The sequence below is a fragment of the Citrobacter sp. GW821-FHT02E08 genome, assembly GCF_059421685.1.
Window position 1 is genome coordinate 23,930 of the sequence record NZ_JBWKVL010000020.1, and the last position, 22,454, is coordinate 46,383.

The 22,454-nt window shown below is 54.2% G+C and carries 22 protein-coding genes; 8 read left to right on the forward strand and 14 right to left on the reverse strand.

Annotated features, from left to right (window positions below; translation table 11 throughout):
* Positions 1-18: 18 nt before the first annotated feature.
* Positions 19-819 (reverse strand): sugar/pyridoxal phosphate phosphatase YigL, encoded by an 801-nt coding sequence (yigL, locus tag AC07UY_RS19950; protein ID WP_494661387.1) that lies wholly within the window; start codon positions 817-819, stop codon positions 19-21.
* Between the two features lie 15 nt (positions 820-834).
* Positions 835-1,851, reverse strand: a complete 1,017-nt coding sequence (gene pldB, locus AC07UY_RS19955; protein ID WP_494661386.1) for a lysophospholipase L2 — start codon at positions 1,849-1,851, stop codon at positions 835-837.
* A 110-nt stretch (positions 1,852-1,961) separates the two neighbouring features.
* Between pldB and rhtB the strand changes: the two genes are divergently transcribed.
* Positions 1,962-2,582 carry a homoserine/homoserine lactone efflux protein gene (gene rhtB / locus AC07UY_RS19960; RefSeq protein ID WP_494701813.1) on the forward strand — a complete coding sequence of 207 codons (621 nt, stop codon included), beginning with the start codon at positions 1,962-1,964 and terminating at the stop codon, positions 2,580-2,582.
* A gap of 40 nt (positions 2,583-2,622) precedes the next feature.
* Here rhtB and rhtC read toward each other — a convergent pair whose 3' ends face one another.
* The 3 genes from rhtC to pldA form a co-directional block, all read right to left on the reverse strand.
* Positions 2,623-3,243, reverse strand: a complete 621-nt coding sequence (gene rhtC, locus AC07UY_RS19965; protein WP_203359453.1) for a threonine export protein RhtC — start codon at positions 3,241-3,243, stop codon at positions 2,623-2,625.
* A 64-nt stretch (positions 3,244-3,307) separates the two neighbouring features.
* Positions 3,308-5,137: an ATP-dependent DNA helicase RecQ gene (gene recQ / locus AC07UY_RS19970; RefSeq protein ID WP_494701830.1), complete on the reverse strand. Its 1,830-nt coding sequence runs from the start codon at positions 5,135-5,137 to the stop codon at positions 3,308-3,310.
* Positions 5,138-5,214: 77 nt separating this feature from the next.
* On the reverse strand, positions 5,215-6,084 hold the full coding sequence (gene pldA / locus AC07UY_RS19975) for a phospholipase A (RefSeq protein WP_203359454.1): 870 nt from the start codon (positions 6,082-6,084) through the stop codon (positions 5,215-5,217).
* Between the two features lie 162 nt (positions 6,085-6,246).
* Here pldA and yigI point away from each other — a divergent pair, with 162 nt between their 5' ends.
* Entirely contained in the window at positions 6,247-6,714 is a 468-nt protein-coding gene (gene yigI, locus AC07UY_RS19980; RefSeq protein ID WP_192613959.1) for an acyl-CoA thioesterase YigI, read from the forward strand.
* 51 nt (positions 6,715-6,765) lie between these two features.
* Positions 6,766-7,662, forward strand: a complete 897-nt coding sequence (gene rarD, locus AC07UY_RS19985; RefSeq protein WP_494701814.1) for an EamA family transporter RarD — start codon at positions 6,766-6,768, stop codon at positions 7,660-7,662.
* An 82-nt stretch (positions 7,663-7,744) separates the two neighbouring features.
* Here the strand turns inward: rarD and corA are convergent, their stop codons facing one another.
* The 8 genes from corA to lptM form a co-directional block, all read right to left on the reverse strand.
* Positions 7,745-8,695 carry a magnesium/cobalt transporter CorA gene (corA, locus tag AC07UY_RS19990; RefSeq protein ID WP_192613961.1) on the reverse strand — a complete coding sequence of 317 codons (951 nt, stop codon included), beginning with the start codon at positions 8,693-8,695 and terminating at the stop codon, positions 7,745-7,747.
* A 153-nt stretch (positions 8,696-8,848) separates the two neighbouring features.
* Positions 8,849-8,905, reverse strand: a complete 57-nt coding sequence (ysgD, locus tag AC07UY_RS19995) for a YsgD/CorL family protein (protein ID WP_238340021.1) — start codon at positions 8,903-8,905, stop codon at positions 8,849-8,851.
* A 213-nt stretch (positions 8,906-9,118) separates the two neighbouring features.
* The gene (gene uvrD / locus AC07UY_RS20000; RefSeq protein WP_192613962.1) at positions 9,119-11,281 is read right to left on the reverse strand and encodes a DNA helicase II; all 2,163 of its coding nucleotides are present in this window, start codon (positions 11,279-11,281) and stop codon (positions 9,119-9,121) included.
* A gap of 76 nt (positions 11,282-11,357) precedes the next feature.
* Positions 11,358-12,074, reverse strand: coding sequence for a 5-amino-6-(5-phospho-D-ribitylamino)uracil phosphatase YigB (gene yigB / locus AC07UY_RS20005; RefSeq protein ID WP_494701815.1), 717 nt, complete (start codon positions 12,072-12,074; stop codon positions 11,358-11,360).
* Positions 12,074-12,976 carry a tyrosine recombinase XerC gene (xerC, locus tag AC07UY_RS20010; protein WP_276293367.1) on the reverse strand — a complete coding sequence of 301 codons (903 nt, stop codon included), beginning with the start codon at positions 12,974-12,976 and terminating at the stop codon, positions 12,074-12,076. Before xerC ends, yigB begins: the two co-directional genes overlap by 1 nt.
* The gene (locus AC07UY_RS20015) at positions 12,973-13,680 is read right to left on the reverse strand and encodes a DUF484 domain-containing protein (RefSeq protein WP_494701816.1); all 708 of its coding nucleotides are present in this window, start codon (positions 13,678-13,680) and stop codon (positions 12,973-12,975) included. The genes xerC and AC07UY_RS20015 overlap by 4 nt, the downstream gene beginning before the upstream one ends.
* Positions 13,677-14,501, reverse strand: coding sequence for a diaminopimelate epimerase (dapF, locus tag AC07UY_RS20020; protein WP_203361351.1), 825 nt, complete (start codon positions 14,499-14,501; stop codon positions 13,677-13,679). Before dapF ends, AC07UY_RS20015 begins: the two co-directional genes overlap by 4 nt.
* 36 nt (positions 14,502-14,537) lie before the next feature.
* Entirely contained in the window at positions 14,538-14,741 is a 204-nt protein-coding gene (gene lptM, locus AC07UY_RS20025) for an LPS translocon maturation chaperone LptM (protein WP_192613966.1), read from the reverse strand.
* 137 nt (positions 14,742-14,878) lie between these two features.
* On the opposite strand from lptM, the gene cyaY reads away from it, so the two are divergent.
* Entirely contained in the window at positions 14,879-15,199 is a 321-nt protein-coding gene (gene cyaY / locus AC07UY_RS20030; protein ID WP_192613967.1) for an iron donor protein CyaY, read from the forward strand.
* Positions 15,200-15,241: 42 nt separating this feature from the next.
* Here the strand turns inward: cyaY and cyaA are convergent, their stop codons facing one another.
* On the reverse strand, positions 15,242-17,788 hold the full coding sequence (gene cyaA / locus AC07UY_RS20035; RefSeq protein ID WP_494701817.1) for a class I adenylate cyclase: 2,547 nt from the start codon (positions 17,786-17,788) through the stop codon (positions 15,242-15,244).
* Between the two features lie 389 nt (positions 17,789-18,177).
* Here cyaA and hemC point away from each other — a divergent pair, with 389 nt between their 5' ends.
* From hemC to hemY, 4 genes are read left to right on the forward strand one after another with little or no spacing between them, the layout of a single operon-like run.
* Positions 18,178-19,119, forward strand: a complete 942-nt coding sequence (gene hemC / locus AC07UY_RS20040; RefSeq protein ID WP_494701818.1) for a hydroxymethylbilane synthase — start codon at positions 18,178-18,180, stop codon at positions 19,117-19,119.
* Positions 19,116-19,856, forward strand: a complete 741-nt coding sequence (gene hemD, locus AC07UY_RS20045; RefSeq protein ID WP_494701819.1) for a uroporphyrinogen-III synthase — start codon at positions 19,116-19,118, stop codon at positions 19,854-19,856. The genes hemC and hemD overlap by 4 nt, the downstream gene beginning before the upstream one ends.
* A gap of 21 nt (positions 19,857-19,877) precedes the next feature.
* Entirely contained in the window at positions 19,878-21,089 is a 1,212-nt protein-coding gene (gene hemX, locus AC07UY_RS20050; RefSeq protein ID WP_494701820.1) for a uroporphyrinogen-III C-methyltransferase, read from the forward strand.
* Positions 21,090-21,091: 2 nt separating this feature from the next.
* Positions 21,092-22,288 (forward strand): protoheme IX biogenesis protein HemY, encoded by a 1,197-nt coding sequence (hemY, locus tag AC07UY_RS20055; protein WP_494701831.1) that lies wholly within the window; start codon positions 21,092-21,094, stop codon positions 22,286-22,288.
* The last annotated feature ends 166 nt before the right edge of the window (positions 22,289-22,454 follow it).

The window sequence follows — 22,454 nt, forward strand, 5'->3', positions numbered from 1 at the left end:
AACGAAAGAACAGTTACATCAGGATAAAAACAGCTCACGCAGGTAATGCGGCACAGCGTCGTCAGCGTTGGTGCCAATCACGTCCAGTCCCGGATGCAGGTCTTTCAGGCGCTGGTGCGCATTGCCCATAATGCAGCCTTTACCCGCCATGGAGAGCATCTCGGCGTCGTTCATGCCATCGCCGAAGGCAATGCAATCCTTCAGGCTGTAGCCCATTGCTTTGGCGACGGCCTCCAGCGCATGCCCCTTCGAAACGCCTCCGGCCATCACTTCCAGGCACGTCAGCGTCGAGAAACTCACGTTGACACGATCGCCCCAACGCGCGTTTATCGCCTGTTCAAGCGGCAGCAGTATTTCATGAGAATTGCTGGTGAAGAACACTTTGCTGATGCCTTCCGGCTCCAGTAAACCAGGTTCAAACAGCGAGTAATTGAAAACCGCCTCTTTGAAAAAACGCATCTCATCCGGACGATGGCGATTCATGAACCATTCGTCGTTGCGATAAACGTTGGTGATGATATCGGGGTTCGTGTTCACCACGCCAAACAGATCGCTGGCAATGTCGCGATCCAGATTATGCGTAAACACCAGATTTCCTTCGGGATCGTGCACGCGCGCCCCGTTGGAGGTGATCATGTAAGACTGAATCTCAAGGTTATCGCGGATTTGCCCTACGTCGACATGGTGACGCCCGGTCGCAAAAACAAAATTGACGCCACAGGCAGTCAACAGTTTCAGTGTCTCTTTAGCGTAAGGGGATAACGTGTGGTCGGGAGAGAGTAGCGTACCATCTAAATCAGACGCAACAACCTGATACATAAGAAAATTAAACCTCTATGCAAAGCGATTTTCGCTGGATGAATTATGCCTGTTGAAAAATTCAACAATAGCGTTGAGCGCGACTGAGCGCATTGCGTCCTTTTCAAAAAGGATCTCGTGGTACGCGCCTTTGATGACAAGCGGCTGACCTCCTTCTACAGGATGGCCCGCTGCGGCGCGGATTTCACAAAAACGGTCATGCATGCGGTTATCAACCACACGCTCTTCTTCTGCCTGGATGAGCAGCGTAGGCGTCGCATCATCGCCCGCCCCTGCCAATACCTGTTCGCCAGCCTGAATACCTTCACGTACCCAGTGATATGTAGGCCCACCAACCCGCAGTTGCGGTTCGTCGGCATAAAAACGTAAGTTGCGACGGTAGCGTTGTCGGCTGTGGGTTAACGCATTCATGCTAAACGGCAGTGCCCGCCAGCGACCCGTGCCAATCGCGTACCCTTCACGGATGCGTTGATGCCCTTCCGCCCAGTCGAGAATATGGCGCACCATAAACGAGGGCAGACGCATCACAATACCAAACATCGGCGCACAAAGCGCGATGGCATCGCAATGCGCGGGGTGACGTTGCAGAAACAGGGTGGCAATCGCACCGCCCATGGAATGGGCGAGAATGTAGCGTTTTCGCCACGGCCCCGGTTGAACTTCTTGCCGCCAAAAGTCGGTTAAATCATCGACATAATCATTAAAACTCACCACATGTCCACGGTGCGTGTCCGACAATAACCGCCCGGATCGCCCTTGCCCACGATGGTCGATAATGAGCACGTCAAAACCCGTCTGAAACAGGTCATACGCCAGTTCAGCGTACTTTACATAGCTTTCAATGCGGCCGGGGCAAATCACGACCACACGATCATTTTTTTCTGCGCGAAAACGGACAAAGCGTACCGGAACATTGTCCACGCCCGTAAACTCCGCTTCCTCCCGCTGACGCCAGAAATCTGTCAGTGGTCCCATGGAAAAAGCGGCAAACGCGTTTTCTCTTGTTTCCCAGTCTTTTTGCTGCTGAAACATCGGGTATCCAGCCTCGTTAACCACGTAAAATCGTTTTTTTTGTCATGTCTGACACAACACAGCAACAGTAGCGTATTGTGGCATAAAAATAGACAATCCGGGAGTTTCTCATGACCTTTGAATGGTGGTTCGCCTACCTGCTGACATCCATTATTTTGAGTCTTTCACCAGGTTCCGGCGCCATCAATACCATGACCACTTCAATCAACCACGGCTATCGTGGCGCAGCGGCATCCATTGCGGGTCTGCAAACCGGACTCGGCATTCACATCGTTCTGGTGGGGATCGGTCTGGGGACGCTATTTTCACGCTCGGTCATCGCCTTTGAAGTTCTGAAGTGGGCGGGTGCCGCCTATCTTATCTGGCTGGGCATCCAGCAATGGCGCGCTGCGGGCGCTATCGATCTGAACACGATGGCAAACACACAATCACGTGGCCGATTATTCAAACGCGCCGTCTTTGTCAATCTGACCAACCCAAAGAGCATTGTTTTTCTTGCCGCCCTGTTTCCGCAATTTATCCTGCCGCAGGAACCGCAACTGATGCAGTACGTCATCCTCGGCATCACCACCATCGTGGTCGATGTAATTGTGATGATCGGTTACGCGACGCTGGCGCAACGCATCGCGGCGTGGATTAAGGGGCCAAAACAAATGAAGGCGCTGAACAAAGTGTTCGGTTCGTTGTTTATGCTGATCGGCGCGCTATTGGCCTCAGCAAGACATGCCTGAAATGTTGCCGGAAAGCGCGAGCGCTTATCCGGCGTATCACTTAGCGAGAAATAATCAGATGAATGCCGAAACCTGCGAATAACGCGCCGGCAAAACCGTCGATCCATTTCGCCATACGCTGATAACCGCGACGCATTTTCGGCAGGGCAAACAGACTGGCAACAATCGTAAACCACGCCAGCGTCTCCACAATAATCAGCGCGAAAATACCCCAGCGCTCAGTCGTGCCAACATTATCACCGACAAACAGTGAGAACACCGAGCCGAAGTAAATAATCGCTTTCGGGTTCGCCAGGTTGGTCAGCAAGCCTTTCAGAAAGCTACGCCCACCCTGAGCCAACTCCACCTGCGGCGCGGGAGCCGTCGTTTCCTGCTTTTTTAACGCGCCACGGAGCATTTGATACCCCATCCAGCACAGGTACAGACCGCCGCCCACCATGATAATGGTGTGCAGCCAGGCCATTTTCTCAATGATCAGATGCAGCCCAAGCAGCGCCACGCTCGCCCAGACCATCACGCCACAGGTAATGCCCAACACGCCCATCATCGCTTCTTTACGTGAACGACTGACAGCCGTTTGGGAGACAAAGAAAAAGTCTGGTCCAGGACTCATCAGCGCAACAATGTGCACCATGGCCACGGTGAGGAATAGCATCAACATAAAAAATGACTCGCGGGGAAATAGTTCAGTGAGTCACCATCCTGGCACTTTTTTTCCTGGCTGACTACTCTTCGTCGTCGCCATCGACATGCGCGCGGATCAGCGCCATAAACTCTTTGCCAAAACGCTCCAGTTTTCGCATGCCGACACCGTTAACGCTGAGCATTTCACTCGGCGACACCGGCATCTGTTCCGCCATTTCGATAAGCGTTGCATCGTTGAAAACCACATAAGGCGGGATATTCTCTTCATCGGCAATCGCTTTGCGTAATTTACGCAATTTAGCGAACAGCTTGCGATCGTAGTTACCGCCGAAGGATTTCTGCATCACGCGCGGCTTCAACGCGACAATACGCGGCACGGCAAGCTGAAGAGCCACATCGCCGCGCAATACCGGACGCGCCGCTTCGGTTAACTGGAGCGCCGAGTGGTGGGCGATGTTTTGCGTCACCAGCCCAAGATGAATCAGTTGACGGATGACGCTCACCCAATGCTCGTGGCTCTGCTCGCGGCCAATGCCATAGACCGGCAGTTTGTCATGGCCTAATTCACGAATGCGCTGGTTATTCGCGCCGCGAAGCACCTCCACAACATAGCCCATACCAAAACGCTGGTTAACACGATAAATCGTCGACAGCGCTTTGCGCGCATCCATTAATCCGTCGTACTGTTTTGGCGGGTCGAGACAGATATCGCAGTTGCCGCACGCTTCCTGACGCCCTTCGCCAAAATAGTTGAGCAACACCAGGCGACGGCAGGTTTGCGCCTCAGCAAACGCCCCCATCGCATTCAGTTTGTGGCGTTCAATATCCTGCAACTGTCCGGCAGGTTTTTCTTCCAGGCAGCGTCTGAGCCACGCCATATCCGCCGGATCGTAGAACAGCATCGCTTCTGCTGGTAGACCGTCGCGTCCGGCACGGCCAGTTTCCTGATAGTAGGATTCGATATTTCGCGGAATGTCGAAGTGCACCACGAAGCGCACGTTGGGTTTGTTAATCCCCATACCGAACGCCACAGTCGCCACGACGATTTGCAGATCGTCACGCTGGAATTTTTCCTGCACATCAGCGCGAACGTCGTTTTCCAGGCCCGCATGATACGCCGCCGCGCTGATCCCGCGGCTTTGCAAACGTGCGGCGGTGTCTTCCACTTTCGCCCGGCTATTACAGTAAATAATGCCCGACTTACCGCGCTGTTCCTGAACGTAACGCATGAGCTGATCGAGCGGCTTAAACTTCTCCATCAACATGTAGCGAATGTTCGGGCGGTCAAAACTACTGATCTGAATTAACGGATCGTTCAGCCCCAGCAGGCGAACAATGTCCAGCCGCGTGGTTTCATCGGCTGTCGCGGTTAACGCGACGAACGGCAGGGCGGGGAAACGCTGGCGAAGCTGGCCCAGTGCGGCGTATTCCGGGCGGAAATCGTGCCCCCACTGTGAAATACAGTGGGCCTCGTCAACGGCTAGCAACACCGGATTCCAGTGCGCCAGATGCTCAAGGAAGTTATCCAGCATCAGGCGTTCAGGTGCGATATACAGCAGACGGATTTGCCCGGTACGGCAACCCGTCATCACCTCAAGCTGTTGTTCACGGCTCTGGGTTGAGTTCAGACACGCCGCCGCCACGCCGTTGGCTAGCAGTTGATCGACCTGATCTTTCATCAGCGAGATGAGCGGCGAAACCACCACGGTTAACCCGTTCAGAAGCAGCGCCGGGATTTGATAGCACAGGGATTTCCCGCCACCGGTTGGCATCACAACCAGACAGTCGCGACCGGAAATAACGGTGGCGATAATCTCTTCCTGACCTGGGCGAAACTGTTGGTAGCCGAAGGTTTCCTGCAAAACCTGTTTAGCTCCCGACTCCAGATTCAACACTTCCGCCTGCGCCACATTAACCCCATTCACCAGTATAAAAACAGGCGCTATTTTCAGCGCCTGAGAGAGAAACTGCAATGTTTAACTGCTTATCAGAAGATATCGTTCAGCATCACACCCACGCCGACACGCGTCTGATTAAAGTTATAGTCGATCAGGGATTCGCCATATCCGCTGTAAACCTGGGTATAGAGACGCACATGCTTCGTTATCGGATAGCTGAGTCCAAGTTCTGCGCCGCCGTATCCGGTATTCCAGTTGTACTGCCCTTTTGCACTTAACACCGCGTCACCGAGGTGGTAGCCGATTTTAAGCTGGTAATAGCCCATGTATTTGGTGATATCAGGGTTATCATCGGTACTGCCCACAACAAACCACGGCTTCACTTCCACCAGCCAGTTGCCATTATCAGCCATCAGACGGGTATAAATACGGTTCCAGCTACGCGATGTCGGATCTGAACGCCCATTAGAATCGTGGTTATACCCCATCTCTACATCGCGCAAGGTCCAGCCCGCAAGCTGATAATCGGTGGCAAATCCAAGAAATAGCTGCGGTTCGTAGTTCGTTTCGCGGAAAGGCGAGGACTCTTCGCTATTCGACAGTTGCCACCAGGATTTTTGGGTGTAGGACGCCCCCAGCACCGAATTCGCCCCCAGAATGCCGCGCCAGAGAGGGAAAGCCAGACTCAGTTGAAACTTCACTTCATCTTTACGGGCATTATCCGACCAGTTATAGCTACTGATAGCCTCTTTGTTCAGGTCACTGGTACTGGTGTAAATCAGATAGTTGGTATCATAGGGATACAGTGTGAACGGATTGTCATGCTCTAGCAGCATGTTGGCGATAATACTGCCTCGCACCGCCGGTGCATCATGAACGTCTTTCACTGTCGCTTCCTGCGCATACGCGGCCAACGGCAGCATTGCTGCTGGTAATAACCATCCCAGAATCGCCCGCATCGGTATTCTTCTCCTGAACTAAATATTGATGATTTGTATAATTATCTACCAAGCATTCTACATACTTACTCAATTCCTGTTTAGTTATCCTCTCCTAAAGTAGAAAACAACAAACAAGAAGCATAATATCAACATTTCATTAACCATGGAGTGTCCAATCGTATGTCTGCTGTACTTACTGCTGAAGAAGCCCTGAAATTAGTGGGTGAAATGTTTGTCTACCATATGCCGTTTAACCGGGCATTGGGGCTGGAACTGGAGCGCTATGAAAAGGAGTTTGCCCAATTAGCTTTCAGTAATCAGCCGATGATGGTTGGGAACTGGTCACAGAGCATTTTGCATGGCGGGGTGATTGCCTCTGCATTAGATGTTGCTGCCGGGCTGGTTTGCGTGGGGAGTACCCTGACCCGTCACGAAACCATCAGTGAAGATGAACTACGCCAGCGGATGTCACGCATGGGCACCATTGATCTACGCGTCGATTACTTACGTCCAGGCCGTGGTAACCGTTTTACCGCCACCAGCAGTTTACTCCGGGCGGGCAATAAGGTCGCCGTGGCACGCGTGGAGTTACATAACGAGGACCACCTTTATATCGCCAGCGCGACCGCCACTTATATGGTGGGGTAAGTACGTGAAAAAAGGTAAACTGCCGTTCTATTTCTGATATGAGTTTTCCCGATGGATGCTAAGCAAACGCGGCAGGGCGTATTACTCGCTCTTGCTGCTTATTTTATTTGGGGTATCGCACCCGCGTACTTCAAGCTGATCTCTTACGTTCCAGCGGACGAAATCCTGACGCACCGCGTAATTTGGTCATTCTTTTTTATGGTGGCGCTGATCAGCGTCAGTCGTCAGTGGTCGTATTTAAAAACGCTGCTACAAACGCCGAAGAAGATCTTCCTGTTGGCGTTGTCGGCGGTTCTGATCGGTGGAAACTGGCTGCTCTTTATCTGGGCGGTGAATAACCACCACATGCTGGAAGCCAGCCTGGGCTACTTTATCAACCCGCTGGTGAATATCGTGCTGGGGATGATTTTCCTCGGCGAGCGCTTCCGTCGAATGCAGTGGCTGGCCGTCGCGATGGCGGCTTGCGGCGTACTGGTGCAACTCTGGACGTTCGGTTCACTGCCGATTATCGCGCTGGGGCTGGCGTTTAGTTTCGCCTTTTACGGTCTGGTGCGTAAAAAGATTGCGGTGGAAGCGCAAACCGGCATGCTGATTGAAACGCTGTGGCTTTTGCCGGTCGCCGCGATTTATCTGTTTGGCATTGCCGACAGCGCCACCAGCCATATGGATAAAAACCCCATGTCGCTGAACCTGTTGCTGGTAGCCGCAGGGATTGTCGCCACAATACCTCTGCTCTGTTTTACCGCCGCGGCAACGCGTCTGCGCCTCTCCACCCTGGGATTCTTCCAGTATATCGGCCCAACATTGATGTTTATTCTGGCGGTCGTGTTTTACGGTGAAACGCCGGGTGCCGATAAAATGGTGACGTTCGCCTTTATCTGGGCGGCGCTGGCGATTTTCGTGATGGATGCAATTTATACCCAGCGCAGAACGCGCAAAGGGATGTGATTGTACCTGATGGCGCTTCGCTTTAAGGCCTACACAACCTGTAGGCCGGATAAGGCGTTAGCCGCCATCCGGCAGCAAAACGTTAAAGCCAGTTCTTGCGCTTAAAGTACAGATATGGCGCCAGTCCGGCGAGAAGCATAAAGATAATCGCCCCAGGATACCCAAAACTCCACTTCAGCTCCGGCATAAATTCGAAGTTCATCCCGTAACTGGAGGCCACCAGCGTCGGCGGCAGGAACACCACGGAAACCACCGAGAAGATCTTGATGATGCGGTTCTGCTCGATGTTGATAAAGCCCATTGCCGCCTGCATCAGGAAGTTCACTTTCTGGAACAGGGATTCGTTATGCGGCAGCAGGGATTCGATATCGCGCAGGATCTCACGCGCCTGCTCCAGTTGTCCGCCCGGTAAACGCGCTTTACGTACCAGGAAGTTGAGTGCGCGCTGGGTATCCATCAGACACAGGCGAACCTTCCAGCCGATATCTTCCAGTTCCGCCAGCGTGGAGAGTGCTTCGTCATATTCATCGCCCTGATGCCCTTCCATGATCACACGGCTGAGTTTTTCCAGGTCGCTGTAGATGTTTTCAATTTCATCCGCCAGCTGTTCGATTTTGGTTTCAAACAGATCCAACAGCAGCTCATACGCATTGCCATCCACCATCGCCTGGCTGCGGGCGCGCATACGATAAAGACGAAACGCGGGCAGTTCACGTTCACGCAGGGTGAACAAGCGGCCATCACGGATGGTAAATGCCACCGTGGAGTTACCGGCGTGGTCTTCCGCATCTTCAAAGAAGAAAAAGGAGTGGATGTGCAGACCGTCTTCGTCTTCAAAGAAACGGGCGGATGCTTCGATGTCTTCCAGTTCAGGACGTGTTGCCAGGCTCTGACCCAGTTCAGATTGTACGCGCAGGCGCTCGTCGTCATCCGGCTCAACCAAATCGATCCAGACAGCATCAATCAGGGTTTGTGACTCTTCGACTTCCAGCCGGGTTAGTCGGTTTTTTTCCAGTTGAAATGCGCTCAGCATGACCGGGACTCCCAATGCATAAAAATATCGGACGCTCGGTGGGCACACAGAAACAAATTGGGTTTCAGACCATTAAACAGCCTGACTCAACGCGACGGGAAAAGAGAGAAAGTCGCTGACAACCGCGAAGGCTATCAGCAAAAAGGGATAGCCTTAGGAGTTGATCCTGGATGACAGGATAATGAGCCAGCATCTACTGGGTGTGTCCAAGGCGAATGTCCTCTTAGCGTAATCGTGCGCGCATGTTACGCCAGCATAAATTTGACGTCAACACGCAACGGAACGCGAAAAAGTAATAATTCCCCCTAATGCTTTAAGGTTAGCAGAGAGGGATGATTTATCTATGTTTTCAGAACATTAAGCGGCAGAATGCCGGATGGCGGCTTCGCCTTATCCGGCCTACGAATCATAAGGTTAGTGATGTTAGACCGTTTCCAGCCTGGCGTACGCCGCCACTAACCATTTGATTCCCTGCCCCTGAAACGCCACCTGCAGGCGACTGTGTTCACCGCTGCCTTCCAGATTCACAATCGTGCCCTCGCCGAACTTGGCGTGGCGCACGCGCTGGCCGAGTTTGTAACCAGTGTCGTTCTCAGCCATCGGCGTTCCCATCCGCTGATGGCTGACCGGGCGGCTCACCGTCGCGCGCAGACGAACTTCTTCCACGCAGTTTTCCGGTAGTTCACCGATAAAGCGCGACGGGCGATGGTAAACCTCTTTTCCGTACAGACGACGCGTTTCGGCGTAGGTCAGGGTCAGTTTTTGCATCGCTCGGGTAACGCCGACGTAGGCCAGACGACGTTCTTCTTCCAGACGCCCGCCCTCGTCGAGCGACATCTGGCTCGGGAACATCCCCTCTTCCATACCGACGATAAATACCTGCGGGAACTCCAGCCCTTTCGCGGAGTGCAGCGTCATCAGCTGTACCGCGTCCTGCCAGGTATCCGCCTGCCCTTCGCCCGCTTCCAGCGCAGCATGGGAAAGGAACGCCTGTAACGGCATTAAGTCTTCGTCTTCTTCGTTGTAGCTGAACTGCCGCGTTGCCGTCACCAGTTCGTCTAAGTTTTCGATACGCGTCTGACCCTTCTCGCCCTTTTCCTGCTCATACATCATGCGCAGGCCGGAGTCTTTCACCACGCGGTCAGTCTGCACGTGCAGCGGCATATCCGCCGTTTCTTGTGCCAGCGCATCAATCAGTTCCATAAAGCGCTGTAACGCGCTCGCAGCGCGGCCCGCCAGCGCTTTTTCCTGCAACAACTCGCGGCAGGCTTGCCACAGCGTCAGCTGACGATCACGTGAGGTCTGGCGTACTACGTCCAGCGTACGGTCGCCGATGCCGCGCGTTGGCGTATTCACCACACGCTCAAACGCCGCATCATCGTTGCGGTTGGCAATCAGGCGCAGATAAGAGAGCGCGTCTTTGATTTCCTGACGCTCGAAGAAGCGCATACCGCCGTAGATGCGGTACGGCATGCTCGCCTGCAGTAACGCCTCTTCCAGCACACGCGACTGGGCGTTGCTGCGATAGAGAATGGCGCACTGATCCAGCGCGCCGCCGTTGTCCTGCCAGGTTTTTATGCGGTTGACCACAAAGCGCGCTTCGTCGAGTTCGTTAAAGGCGCAGTAGAGCGAGATAGGCTCGCCGTCCGCGCCATCGGTCCACAGCTTCTTACCGAGACGACCGTTGTTGTTCTCAATCAGGGCGTTCGCCGCGCTCAAAATATTGCTGGTTGAACGGTAGTTCTGCTCCAGGCGGATAGTCTCCGCGCCGGGGAAATCGTTGAGGAAGCGCTGGATGTTTTCAACCTGCGCGCCGCGCCAGCCGTAGATTGACTGGTCATCGTCGCCCACGATCATCACTTTGCCGGTATCGCCCGCCAGCAGGCGGATCCACGCATACTGAATGTTGTTGGTATCCTGGAATTCGTCGACCAGAATATTGGTGAAGCGTTCACGGTAGTGCTGAAGAATGTGCGGCTTATTGAGCCACAGTTCGTGAGCGCGCAGCAGCAGTTCGGCGAAATCGACCAGCCCTGCACGGTCGCACGCTTCCTGATAAGCCTGGTAGACCTTCTGCCAGGTCTGCTCAACCGGGTTGCCGTAGCTCTGAATATGGTGTGGGCGCAGCCCTTCGTCTTTCTGGCTGTTGATGTACCACATCGCCTGACGCGGCGGCCACTGCTTCTCGTCGAGATTCATGGCTTTGATCAGGCGCTTCAGCAGACGCAGCTGGTCTTCGCTATCGAGGATTTGGAAATCCTGCGGCAGATTGGCATCCAGGTGGTGCGCGCGCAGCAGACGGTGCGCCAGCCCGTGGAAGGTACCGACCCACATCCCGCCCTGCGTCGTCCCCATCAGTTGCCCGATACGATGACGCATCTCTGCCGCCGCTTTGTTGGTAAAGGTCACCGCCATAATGGAGTACGGCGAGCAGTTTTCCACGCTCATCAGCCAGGCGATGCGGTGTACCAGCACACGCGTCTTACCACTGCCCGCCCCCGCCAGCACCAGCATGTTGGTGCGCGAAGCAGCGACGGCTTCGCGCTGTTTGTCATTAAGGCTGTCGAGCAGGTAAGAAACGTCCATTGATGGCACCGTGTGTAGGGCGGACGGCAAACGCCCTCCGCAAAAACCCTGTTAATTTATACAATACTGCTGGTGATTATATCAGCGAGGTCAGCGATGCCAACCGGGAAATTTCCAGATGCGGTAACAAACGGCTGTCATTGGTCTGCATCAGGTCGGCATTCTCCGGCTTGATCCAGCACGCCTGCATGCCGCAGCGAATGGCGCCAGCGACGTCGGTGGTGAGATCGTCGCCCACATGCAGGATCTCGCCGATCGGGACATTGAGCTTCTCAGCGGCTAAGGCATACATGTCGCTAAACGGCTTCGAACGACCGTCCGGCCCCGCCCGCAGAACAAACTCAAAATAGTCGCCCAGCCCAAACAATTCCGGCTGCGCATTGCCGTTGGTAATCGCCACCAGCGGCCATTTTTTTGCCAGTTGCGTAAGCGTGTCGTGTGTCTCCTGCGGGACGTCGATCCGACTACGCCACTTTGCGAAATTCATCATCGCGGCGTTGGCGCCTGCCGTCGCCTCTTCTGCTGATAATCCCGCATTCAACATGGCACGTTCTACGGCACGATACCGCCACTCAGTGACGTCATGGTAAATGTCCGGCTCCGCTTCGCGTATTGCCTGGCGTAAACGCTGCAGGTCAGCGTTTTGTAATGTGCGCAGCGCAGGGTGATAGTTTTGCACAAAGGCGAGCGCTTCCTGCTCCGTGCGCAGAATAACCTGACGGTTATCATAAAGGGTGTCGTCCAGGTCAAAAGTGAGCGCAGAGATGCGCCCCAACGGCCGGTAAAAACGCATTATTTCCCCCGTTTGGCGCGTGGATGCGCCGCATCGTACACCGAGGCCAGGTGTTGAAAATCAAGATGAGTATAGATTTGGGTGGTCGAGAGATTGGCGTGCCCCAGTAACTCCTGCACACCGCGCAGATCGCCGCTCGACTCCAGCATATGGGTGGCAAATGAGTGGCGCAGTTTATGTGGATGCACATGGCTATTCAGCCCCTGCTTGATGCCCCACTCGGCAAACCGTTTTTGCACGTTACGCGCTGAAATCCGTTTTCCCAGTTTTGAGAGAAACAGCGCGTCGTCGTCACCGCCAAACAGGCCACGCAGATCCAGCCAGTGTTCAATCCACGCTACCGCATTACGTCCGATGGGCAGGCGTCGCTCTTTGCTGCCTTTCCCCATCACCCACACTTCGCCAGTGTCGAGATCGAGATGTTTGATATCCAGCCCAACCAATTCTGACAAACGTAGCCCCGCGCCGTACATCACCTCCAGCATTGCGCGGTCACGCACGGCAAGCGGGTCATTGAGGTCGATATTCAGCAGGCGATTCACATCGTCAACGTCGATATTTTTCGGCAGATGGCGCGGCGCTTTGGGTGCGGAGATCCCTTTCGCCGGGTTGGCCGGCAACTCGCCCTGGCTCACCAGCCAGTCGAAGAAACTGCGCAATGCAGAGAGGCGCAGCGCCAGACTGGCAGGACCAAGCCCTTTGCGACGACTGCGCACCGCAAAACTGCGTACTCTCGCAGCATCACATTGTTGCCAGCTCTGCATTCCGGTTTCCCCGGCTAACGCGATAATGGCATCAAGCTGACGCTGATAATTCAGGAGCGTTATTGGGCTAAGCTGCCGCTCCACGCCCAGATAACGCAAAAAGCGGGCAACGTCCTGAGAAAGCGGCAAATCCGTCATATGCGTTCAATCCAACGCTCAAGCAACTCCGGCAACATCAGCGCTATTTCATGCAGCAACTGCGTCCCTTGCCCCTGCTGATAATGATGAGCATCACGACTGCTGAACAACATGACGCCGAGATCGCCCTCGCGCCCCAACATTGACATCGCTACCGAGCCTATCGCTTTGGCTTCCGGCAGCACCACCAGCAGTTCCGGGCCGTTGAGCGAGCCAAGATAGTGCTGCTCGTGCCCCAGACGTTGAATACGCAGCGGTTCAAAGGCCTGACGGCTTAATGCCAGATGCGTGAAACTCGACGGCGCGCCGAGTCGCCAGCGATCGGGGAATAAGCGGATTGTTGCCCCTGCGAGCCCCAGATCGCGCGCCCAGCGATGAAAACGTATCAGCAGCTCATCCAGACTGCTGGCTGACGCCAGTCGCCCCTGGAGATGCAACAGGCGATTAAACAGGCTTTCGTTGGCGTTAGCCTGCTCCATCAGCAGCGTCATGTTCTCTTCGAGTTCGTTGATATGGTTGCGCGCGCGCACCATATGCCATTCAACTAAAGAGATGGTTCCACGCACCGGGTGCGGGACACGCATCGCTTCAACAGCGCGCGCATTGCGGATAAAAAACTCAGGGTGACGCTGTAAATACTCGACGACCGCACGGTCATCCAGTTCCATGAGTGTTTCCTGTAGTTCTTCCCCTGGTTGCTTCATAGATGAATAAATCCGTCGTAGACATGTGCCGCCGGGCCAGTCATATATAACGGATGGCCCGGACCTTTCCAGGCGATATCAAGGCGACCGCCGGGTAATTCCACGCGTACTTCTTCTGCCAGCAAACCCTGCTGAATGCCGACTGCTACGGCAGCGCACGCACCACTGCCGCAGGCCTGGGTTTCTCCTGCCCCACGCTCATAAACGCGTAACCGGATATGCTCGCGTTTGACCACTTGCATAAACCCGATATTGGCGCGCTCAGGAAAGCGTTCATGATTTTCCAGAACCGGTCCCAACGTTTCTACGGCGGCCGTATCAACATCATCAACCTGAATCACGCAATGCGGGTTCCCCATCGAAACGACGCCGCACAATACTGTTTGTTCAGCGACCCGCATAATATAGGTCTTTTCCGCTTTGTTGGCGCGAAAAGGCACCTGCGCCGGTTCAAAGTTGGGCTCGCCCATGTTGACCCGCACCAGGTCGTCGTCGGTGACGCTCAGAACCATGCGGCCATTGGCCGTGCTGACGCAAATATCGCGCTTGTTCGTCAACCCTTTCAGGCGAACAAACCGGGCAAAACAGCGGGCACCGTTACCGCACTGCGAGACTTCACTCCCATCCGCATTAAAGATGCGGTAATGAAAATCCAGCTCGGGATCGTAAGGCGGCTCGACAACCAACAGTTGATCGAACCCGACCCCCAGATGTCTGTCCGACAGACGGCGGATCAACTCCGGCGAGAAAAAGACATTCTGCGTTACCGCGTCGACGACCATAAAATCGTTGCCAAGGCCATGCATTTTAGAGAATTGCATCATTCGCTCCATTCACGCGGGTACAGAAGTTTACCGTCAGTAATTCACCTGAGTAGGGCCGTCACCTGTTGCACGATCATTGCGTTCTGGCATGGTGGATTGCGTTTGCGGTTCAACCTTATGCGTCGGAGGCGGTGCATTTTTGTCCTCTGGCGGAAAATAGAGCGGGCCTTTAAGGCCGCAGCCCGTCAGGCTGAACAGAGTAAGAAGTACAGCGAGTGCCTGAAACACGTTTTTCATTATGGATTGCCTGTAAGTTCATGCTTTCTGTTTTCTATCATCGCAGGAGAAGACGTAAAAGCAAGAGTTTGCCTGCAAACTGCAACGTGTTTTGTTTCGCGTTATACTGCGAACATCACGAAAAATGGGATAAAAAAATGAACGACAGTGAATTTCATCGCCTTGCAGACACCCTGTGGATGACCATTGAAGAGCGTCTGGACGACTGGGACGGCGACAGCGATATCGACTGCGAAATCAACGGTGGCGTGCTGACCATTACCTTTGAAAACGGCAGTAAAATAATCATCAACCGCCAGGAGCCGTTGCATCAGGTGTGGCTGGCGACCAAACAGGGTGGCTACCATTTTGATCTGAAAGGCGACGAATGGATCTGCGACCGCAGCGGCGAGACCTTCTGGGCGCTGCTTGAGCAAGCGGCAACGCAGCAAGCGGGTGAAGCGGTTAGCTTCCGTTAAGTTTTTTGCCGGATAGGGTCTTCGCCTTATCCGGCACAAGCATCAAGAGAAATACTGCTGTAACAGCGGTGTATCGTTGTCCTGACTGGCCGGGGGCACCGTACCAATCGACTGAGTGCGGAATGGGATCACCTGCGCACGACCCTCGGTATTCACGATCTGGTAGAACTGTGGCAAGTTAAAGTTGATGAAACTGGAACCATACGTAAAGCGATCGTGGGAAGACGAGTAAAAGCGGCTAACGTCGCGCACCAGCTCCTCCTTGCTACCTTCGCAATGATGGTACACTTCCGCCCGGTTACTTTCGTCCAGAATGTAGATATTAAAGCCTTTTTCATCGCCGGTTTCTTCAAAGAAGAACTGAATAATGCCTTCACTGGCGAAACCATCCACCACCGACGGTAATTTCACATGGTTTGTCTCAACCTGCACAGAAAGCCCATGCAGCTTGTTATGTGAAATGGCGCCATAGAACTCGATGGCGTTTTCCAGCTTCTGCACTGAAACGTTCAGACGTTCAAAGAACAGTCCCCAGGTCTGGCCCGCAACGCGTAGCGCTTTGAAGCGCCCCGTTTCCTGCCGCGTGCTGGAGAGACGCAGTTCAATACACTCAGAAACCAGTTGCTGTACGCGGGTGCGAATCAGTCCTCGCAAATGCTGGCTGTAGCAGAAGACTTCCACGCTGTCCGGCGGGGCGGCATCCTGGTGCATTTTGCCCAGAATCGTTTTCAGCGCTTCAATCATCGCCTGTTCGCCGTTGAAATGCAGCGTACGCACTTCGTTCCATGAGTTGCGATACAACAGGTCCACGCTGCCCACCAGGCAATTTTGTTCTTCGCCAAAGCTGAAAATATCCAGCTTGCGGAAATCAAAATGCACGACCTGATTACGGAACGCCGCTGTCGGGTCATATTCAAGGTTGACGATAATCGCCAGGTGGCGAATTTCACACGGACTGTAGAGCGCTTTTGGGGTTGGCGCAGGCAAACGCAGAGGGAAATGGTGCGACACGTCAGCCACCATCTCCTGCAACTTCGGCAGATCAACAATGCCGTTGCCTTTAATAAACAGGTGCGTACGTGAGGTCAGCAGGCCGTTAAACCACGCCCAGGCCACCAGCTTGTTCAGGTAACGGTTATATTCCAGCGGTTGATGGCTGATGATGGAATCCATGTTCGGCGCGCGGTTGTAGAGATACCAGCCTGAACGGTTGGCACGACCCGGCGGCACATGGATAAACGTCAGATTCGGCTCGGAGAGATCCGGCGAAATCTGCGGGTTCACCAGCGTCACTTTACCCGGCAGCGCCTCAAATGCGGCATACAGTTTACGGGTCAATACCCCGATATCCTGTGGACTGGCGCTAACGCTGAGGTTGTTACGGCGCGCAAAGCGGATCAGGTTACGATAGCTCTGCATCATGGCATCGAGCAGTTCGTTGTGCGCTTCGCGGACTTGATCGATCTTCCAGTTAGCGCGGTTGTCGAGCATGGCCAGACGTGCTTCGTCCCATCCCCACTCTTTGACTAACTGACTTAAGACTTCACGGCGCCAGCCAACACAGGCGCGTTCACGGCTCAGTTTCTCGCAAACTTTCAGGTAGAAACATCGACGCACCAGATCCAGGCGCGTTGGGTCTTCAATCGCCGTGAGATATTCGGTAACGCGTTCCAGCATCATGCAGTAGGGATCAAGACCAAAGGAAACGATCTCGCCATCGTGCAGACGCTGTTTGATGTCTTTCGCCAACAGGCGAGGATCCGGGTATTCCCAGGAATACGCTTCCAGCAGCAGCGTTTTCAGCACCGCTTTGTACGGTGAATCAATGCTTTTGTAGAGCTGCCAAAGGCTGGCGCCAAAGTACTCTTCCGCTGAAAGTGAGCTCAGTCCGCCCAGATCCAGCCATTCGTTTGGCGTCAACACCCCCTGTGCGTAGAGCGTCATCACGTAATCGTCGTAATGTTCTTCTTCGTCGCACGGCACCATATTCCACAGAATACGCTTACCGGCCAGACGCACAGCGGTGCGATAAAATTCGTCGAGCAGCAGGATATGCTGCGTGGAGCCACAGTCTTCACCACCGAGACTGCCGCTTTCATTGTGGCGGAAACGGTTTTCATCGATCAGGAAGAAGCTGACTTCAACGCCCAGCGAGGCGGCCCAGCTTTCCAGAAGGCTACATTTGCGTTGCAGCAGCTGGCGCTCTTCGCTATCGAGCCAGGATTGGTGGCAGACCCAGATGTCCAGGTCAGAAGAACAGCTTTGCCCTACTGAAGACGTACTGCCCATTGAGTAAACGCCGGTAATCGGCAATTCACCTTTCGGCGGGTTCTGCACGGACATGCCACGGTGCAGTTCCAGTTCATTCAGATAGTGACGTTGAGTTTCATCAGGCGAGTAGAAACAGATGCCTCTGGGAACGTTACCATCCAGGTAACCCGGCATCAGCGGATGGTGATAATGCAATAATGTCGGCAGCAGACTGTATACCTGCTGAAAAGCAGGTCCCATGGCAGCAAGCGCGCGGTCCACACGCAGTTGATTTATGGCATCCAGTCTCTGTTTCAAAGTCTCAATATAGAGGTACAAGACGTATCGCCTGATGTTGCTACCCGTCATGTTTCTGTTTGTCGCCACCGTTACGCGGTTTCGCAAACGTCATCATTCGGGATATACCGTATGTCAAAAATAGCCGTTACCTTTTTTCGGTCTCCTCTTTGAGGCACAGACGAAAAAATGGTCTAAAACGTGATCAATTTAACACCTTGCTCATTGACCGTAAAGAAAGTTGCACTACTTACCAGTGTAGCACCGTTCGCTTCGTGTAAATTCTGTAATAAGGCAAGGCGCTTTCTCGTCACGCTTCACTGTCATTGACGACACAACGCCGACTCTCTCACTCACCTTTGACCGTAACACTGACATCCCACTTGTAAGGATGTTAGGATGGTCCACGGACGATAATGACGGTAACAAGCATGTTAGACAATGTTTTAAGAATTGCCACACGCCAAAGCCCCCTTGCGCTCTGGCAGGCACATTTTGTCAAAGACGCCTTGCTGGCGAATCATCCTGGACTGGTTGTTGAACTGGTGCCAATGGTGACGCGTGGCGACGTAATTCTTGATACTCCTTTGGCGAAAGTGGGCGGAAAAGGCTTGTTCGTCAAAGAGCTGGAAGTCGCGCTATTGGAAAAACGCGCGGACATCGCGGTGCATTCCATGAAAGATGTACCGGTTGAATTCCCGCAAGGTCTTGGACTGGTCACTATTTGCGAACGCGAAGACCCGCGCGATGCGTTTGTCTCAAATACCTATCATCATCTGGATGAACTGCCGGCGGGTAGCATCGTAGGCACCTCCAGTCTGCGTCGCCAGTGCCAACTGGCTGAACGCCGTCCGGATCTCATTATCCGCTCGTTGCGCGGCAATGTCGGAACGCGCCTCAGCAAACTGGATAACGGTGACTATGACGCCATTATTCTGGCCGTTGCCGGGTTAAAACGCCTGGGTCTGGAGTCACGTATCCGCACCGCCATGCCGCCAGAAATTTCGCTTCCTGCGGTCGGGCAAGGCGCGGTTGGCATTGAGTGTCGACTGGATGATACCCGTACCCGTGAACTGCTGGCACCGCTGAATCATGATGAAACCGCCGTGCGTGTCAAAGCCGAGCGCGCCATGAACACCCGCCTTGAGGGTGGCTGTCAGGTGCCCATTGGCAGCTATGCTGAAATCATCGACGGTGAAATCTGGCTACGTGCATTAGTGGGTGCCCCTGATGGTTCGCAGATGATTCGCGGCGAACGACGCGGCTCGCCTCAGGATGCCGAACTGATGGGCATCTCCCTGGCGGAAGAATTGCTGGAGAACGGAGCCCGCGCCATTCTGACAGAGGTCTACAACGGAGAAGCCCCCGCATGAGTATTCTGGTCACCCGCCCGTCTCCCTCAGGGGAAGAGTTAGTGAGCCGTCTGCGCACACTGGGGCAGGTGGCCTGGAGCTTTCCGCTCATTGAGTTCACGCCAGGTCGTGAGCTCAATACACTTGCCGATCGCCTGGCCACGCTGACTCAGAACGATCTCGTCTTCGCCCTTTCCCAACATGCTGTCGCTTTCGCCCATGCCCAACTTCAGCAGCAAGGGCAAAACTGGCCAACTCTCCCGCAGTATTTTGCTATTGGCCGCACCACGGCGCTGGCGCTGCATACGGTGAGCGGGTGCAATATTCGTTATCCTCTGGATCGGGAAATTAGCGAAGTCTTGCTACAATTACCTGAATTACAAAATATTGCAGGTAAGCAGGCACTTATTTTACGTGGCAATGGCGGACGTGAACTGTTAGGAGACACCCTAATGGAACGCGGGGCTGATGTCATTTTTTGTGAATGTTATCAACGCAGTGCAAAACAATACCACGGTGCAGAAGAGGCCATGCGCTGGCACTCTCGTGGTGTCACAACGGTGGTTGTCACCAGTGGCGAGATGTTGCAACAGCTCTGGTCAATGACACCACAATGGTATCGGGAACACTGGTTACTACGCTGTCGGCTGCTGGTCGTCAGCGAGCGTCTGGCGCACCTCGCCCGGGAATTGGGCTGGCAAGATATTAAGGTCGCTGATAACGCCGACAACGATGCGCTACTGCGCGCATTACAATAACTCTCATAATGGGATGCCATAATGACGGAACAAGAAAAATCCTCCGCCGCGGTTGAAGAGACCAGGGAGGCCGTGGAAACCACATCACAGCCAGTCAACACAGAGAAAAAGAGCAAAAATAGCACCTCGCTGATCCTGAGCGCGGTAGCCATCGCCATTGCCCTTGCGGCAGGTGTTGGACTTTATGGCTGGGGAAAACAGCAGGCGACGACGCAGACAGCCACCAGCGATGCGTTAGCTAACCAGCTGACAGCATTGCAAAAAGCGCAGGAAGCCCAAAAAACAGAACTCGAAAGCATTATTAAAAAACAGGCAACACTGTTGGATGAGGCGAGCCGTCAGCAAACGACACTGGCGAAACAACTCGCCGACGTACAGCAGAAAGTCGCCACCATCTCTGGAAGCGATGCCAAAACCTGGCTGCTGGCACAGGCTGATTTTCTGGTGAAGCTCGCCGGACGTAAGCTGTGGAGCGATCAGGATGTCACCACCGCCGCAGCGCTGTTAAAGAGCGCGGACGCCAGCCTTGCGGATATGAACGATCCGAGCCTCATCACTGCTCGCCGGGCCATTACCGATGATATCGCCAGCCTGTCATCCGTCTCGCAGGTGGACTACGACGGTATTATCCTCAAGGTCAACCAACTCTCTAACCAGATCGATAATCTGCGTCTGGCTGACAACGACAACGATGATTCACCGATGGATTCCGACAGCAGCGAACTTTCGAGCTCTATCAGCGAATGGCGCGTTAACCTGCAAAAAAGCTGGCAGAACTTTATGGACAGCTTCATCACCATTCGTCGCCGCGATGAGACTGCCGTGCCGCTGCTGGCGCCAAATCAGGATGTTTACCTGCGTGAAAATATCCGTTCACGCCTGTTAGTCGCGGCGCAAGCCGTTCCGCGCCACCAGGAAGAAACCTACCGCCAGGCGCTGGATAACGTTTCCACCTGGGTTCGCGCGTACTACGACACCGAAGATGCGACGACCAAAGCGTTCCTTGATGAAGTGGACAAACTGAGCCAGCAGAGCATCACCATGGATGTGCCGGAAACGCTGAAAAGCCAGGAAATTCTTGAGAAGCTGATGCAAACTCGCGTGCGTAATTTGTTGGCGCAATCAACAACGTCTACACCTGCGCCTACATCTACATCCGCACCTGCACCTGCACCTGCACCTGCACCTGCACCACAAGCTGACACTCCGTCCGCTGCGCCGCAAGGAGAATAATGATGCTAAAAGTATTATTGCTCTTTGTATTGTTGATCGCCGGTATCGTGGTGGGTCCGATGCTCGCGGGTCATCAGGGATATGTGCTGATCCAGACCGACAATTACAACATTGAAACCAGCGTCACTGGCCTGGTGATTATTCTGATCGTCATGATGGTTGCTCTGTTTGCGATCGAATGGCTGCTACGCCGCATTTTCCGCACAGGCGCACACACGCGCGGCTGGTTTGTTGGTCGTAAACGCCGCCGTGCGCGCAAGCAAACAGAGCAGGCGCTCCTCAAACTGGCAGAAGGCGATTATCAGCAGGTTGAGAAGCTGATGTCGAAAAATGCCGATCATGCTGAACAGCCGGTGGTGAACTACCTTCTGGCCGCCGAAGCGGCACAACAGCGTGGTGATGAAGCGCGTGCGAATCAACACCTCGAGCGCGCTGCCGAGATCGCAGGCAACGACACCATCCCGGTGGAAATCGCCCGCGTACGTCTGCAACTGGCACGTAATGAGGACCACGCAGCGCGCCATGGCGTAGACAAACTGCTGGAAGTGACGCCACGCCACCCGGAAGTATTACGTCTGGCAGAGCAAGCCTATATCCATACCGGCGCATGGGGATCGTTGCTGGAGATTATCCCGTCGATGGCGAAAGCCAAAGTCGGTGATGAAGAGCACCGAGCCCTGCTGGAACAGCAGGCGTGGATTGGTCTGATGGATAAGGCGCGCGCCGATCAGGGCAGTGAAGGGTTACGAGACTGGTGGAAAAATCAAAGCCGTAAAACCCGCCATCAGGTTCCCCTGCAGGTTGCCATGGCAGAGCATCTGATCGAGTGTGACGATCACGATACCGCGCAGCAGATCATCATCGATGGCCTGAAACGCCAGTACGACGATCGTCTGGTATTACCGATCCCGCGTCTGAAAACCAACAATCCGGAGCTGGTGGAAAAAGTACTCCGTCAACAGATTAAAAATGTTGGCGATCGTCCGCTACTGTGGAGCACGCTGGGTCAGTCACTGATGAAACATGGCGAGTGGCAAGAGGCCGCCCTGGCCTTCCGTGCTGCGCTCAAACAACGCCCGGATGCCTATGACTACGCCTGGCTTGCCGATGTGCTGGACAGACTCCATCAACCGGAAGACGCTGCGGCTATGCGTCGCGATGGCCTGATGTTGACGTTGCAGAATAACCCTCCGCAGTAACACCCTCATGCCCGGTGGCGAGCAGCTTGCCGGGCATGCCATTCTACGGTAACCCCCATAAAAAAACGCCCACTCCATCAGGAGCAGGCGTTAAACAGGTCTGTATGACAACATAAATGGGTGCTTCACTCAACGTTATGCCCATGGTGTTTGATGAGGCGAAAGC

Excerpts from the sequence above, each read along its gene's own strand:
- cyaY (WP_192613967.1), top strand. The coding sequence starts at position 14,879 with ATGAACGACAGTGAATTTCATCGCCTTGCAGACACCCTGTGGATGACC.
- xerC (WP_276293367.1), bottom strand. The coding sequence starts at position 12,976 with ATGACGGATTTGCCGCTTTCTCAGGACGTTGCCCGCTTTTTGCGTTAT.
- rhtC (WP_203359453.1), bottom strand. The coding sequence starts at position 3,243 with ATGTTGATGCTATTCCTCACCGTGGCCATGGTGCACATTGTTGCGCTG.
- corA (WP_192613961.1), bottom strand. The coding sequence starts at position 8,695 with ATGCTGAGCGCATTTCAACTGGAAAAAAACCGACTAACCCGGCTGGAA.
- hemD (WP_494701819.1), top strand. The coding sequence starts at position 19,116 with ATGAGTATTCTGGTCACCCGCCCGTCTCCCTCAGGGGAAGAGTTAGTG.
- hemX (WP_494701820.1), top strand. The coding sequence starts at position 19,878 with ATGACGGAACAAGAAAAATCCTCCGCCGCGGTTGAAGAGACCAGGGAG.
- AC07UY_RS20015 (WP_494701816.1), bottom strand. The coding sequence starts at position 13,680 with ATGAAGCAACCAGGGGAAGAACTACAGGAAACACTCATGGAACTGGAT.
- pldA (WP_203359454.1), bottom strand. The coding sequence starts at position 6,084 with ATGCGGGCGATTCTGGGATGGTTATTACCAGCAGCAATGCTGCCGTTG.
- rhtB (WP_494701813.1), top strand. The coding sequence starts at position 1,962 with ATGACCTTTGAATGGTGGTTCGCCTACCTGCTGACATCCATTATTTTG.
- rarD (WP_494701814.1), top strand. The coding sequence starts at position 6,766 with ATGGATGCTAAGCAAACGCGGCAGGGCGTATTACTCGCTCTTGCTGCT.
- yigL (WP_494661387.1), bottom strand. The coding sequence starts at position 819 with ATGTATCAGGTTGTTGCGTCTGATTTAGATGGTACGCTACTCTCTCCC.
- yigI (WP_192613959.1), top strand. The coding sequence starts at position 6,247 with ATGTCTGCTGTACTTACTGCTGAAGAAGCCCTGAAATTAGTGGGTGAA.
- dapF (WP_203361351.1), bottom strand. The coding sequence starts at position 14,501 with ATGCAATTCTCTAAAATGCATGGCCTTGGCAACGATTTTATGGTCGTC.
- pldB (WP_494661386.1), bottom strand. The coding sequence starts at position 1,851 with ATGTTTCAGCAGCAAAAAGACTGGGAAACAAGAGAAAACGCGTTTGCC.
- uvrD (WP_192613962.1), bottom strand. The coding sequence starts at position 11,281 with ATGGACGTTTCTTACCTGCTCGACAGCCTTAATGACAAACAGCGCGAA.
- lptM (WP_192613966.1), bottom strand. The coding sequence starts at position 14,741 with ATGAAAAACGTGTTTCAGGCACTCGCTGTACTTCTTACTCTGTTCAGC.
- hemY (WP_494701831.1), top strand. The coding sequence starts at position 21,092 with ATGCTAAAAGTATTATTGCTCTTTGTATTGTTGATCGCCGGTATCGTG.
- yigB (WP_494701815.1), bottom strand. The coding sequence starts at position 12,074 with ATGCGTTTTTACCGGCCGTTGGGGCGCATCTCTGCGCTCACTTTTGAC.
- hemC (WP_494701818.1), top strand. The coding sequence starts at position 18,178 with ATGTTAGACAATGTTTTAAGAATTGCCACACGCCAAAGCCCCCTTGCG.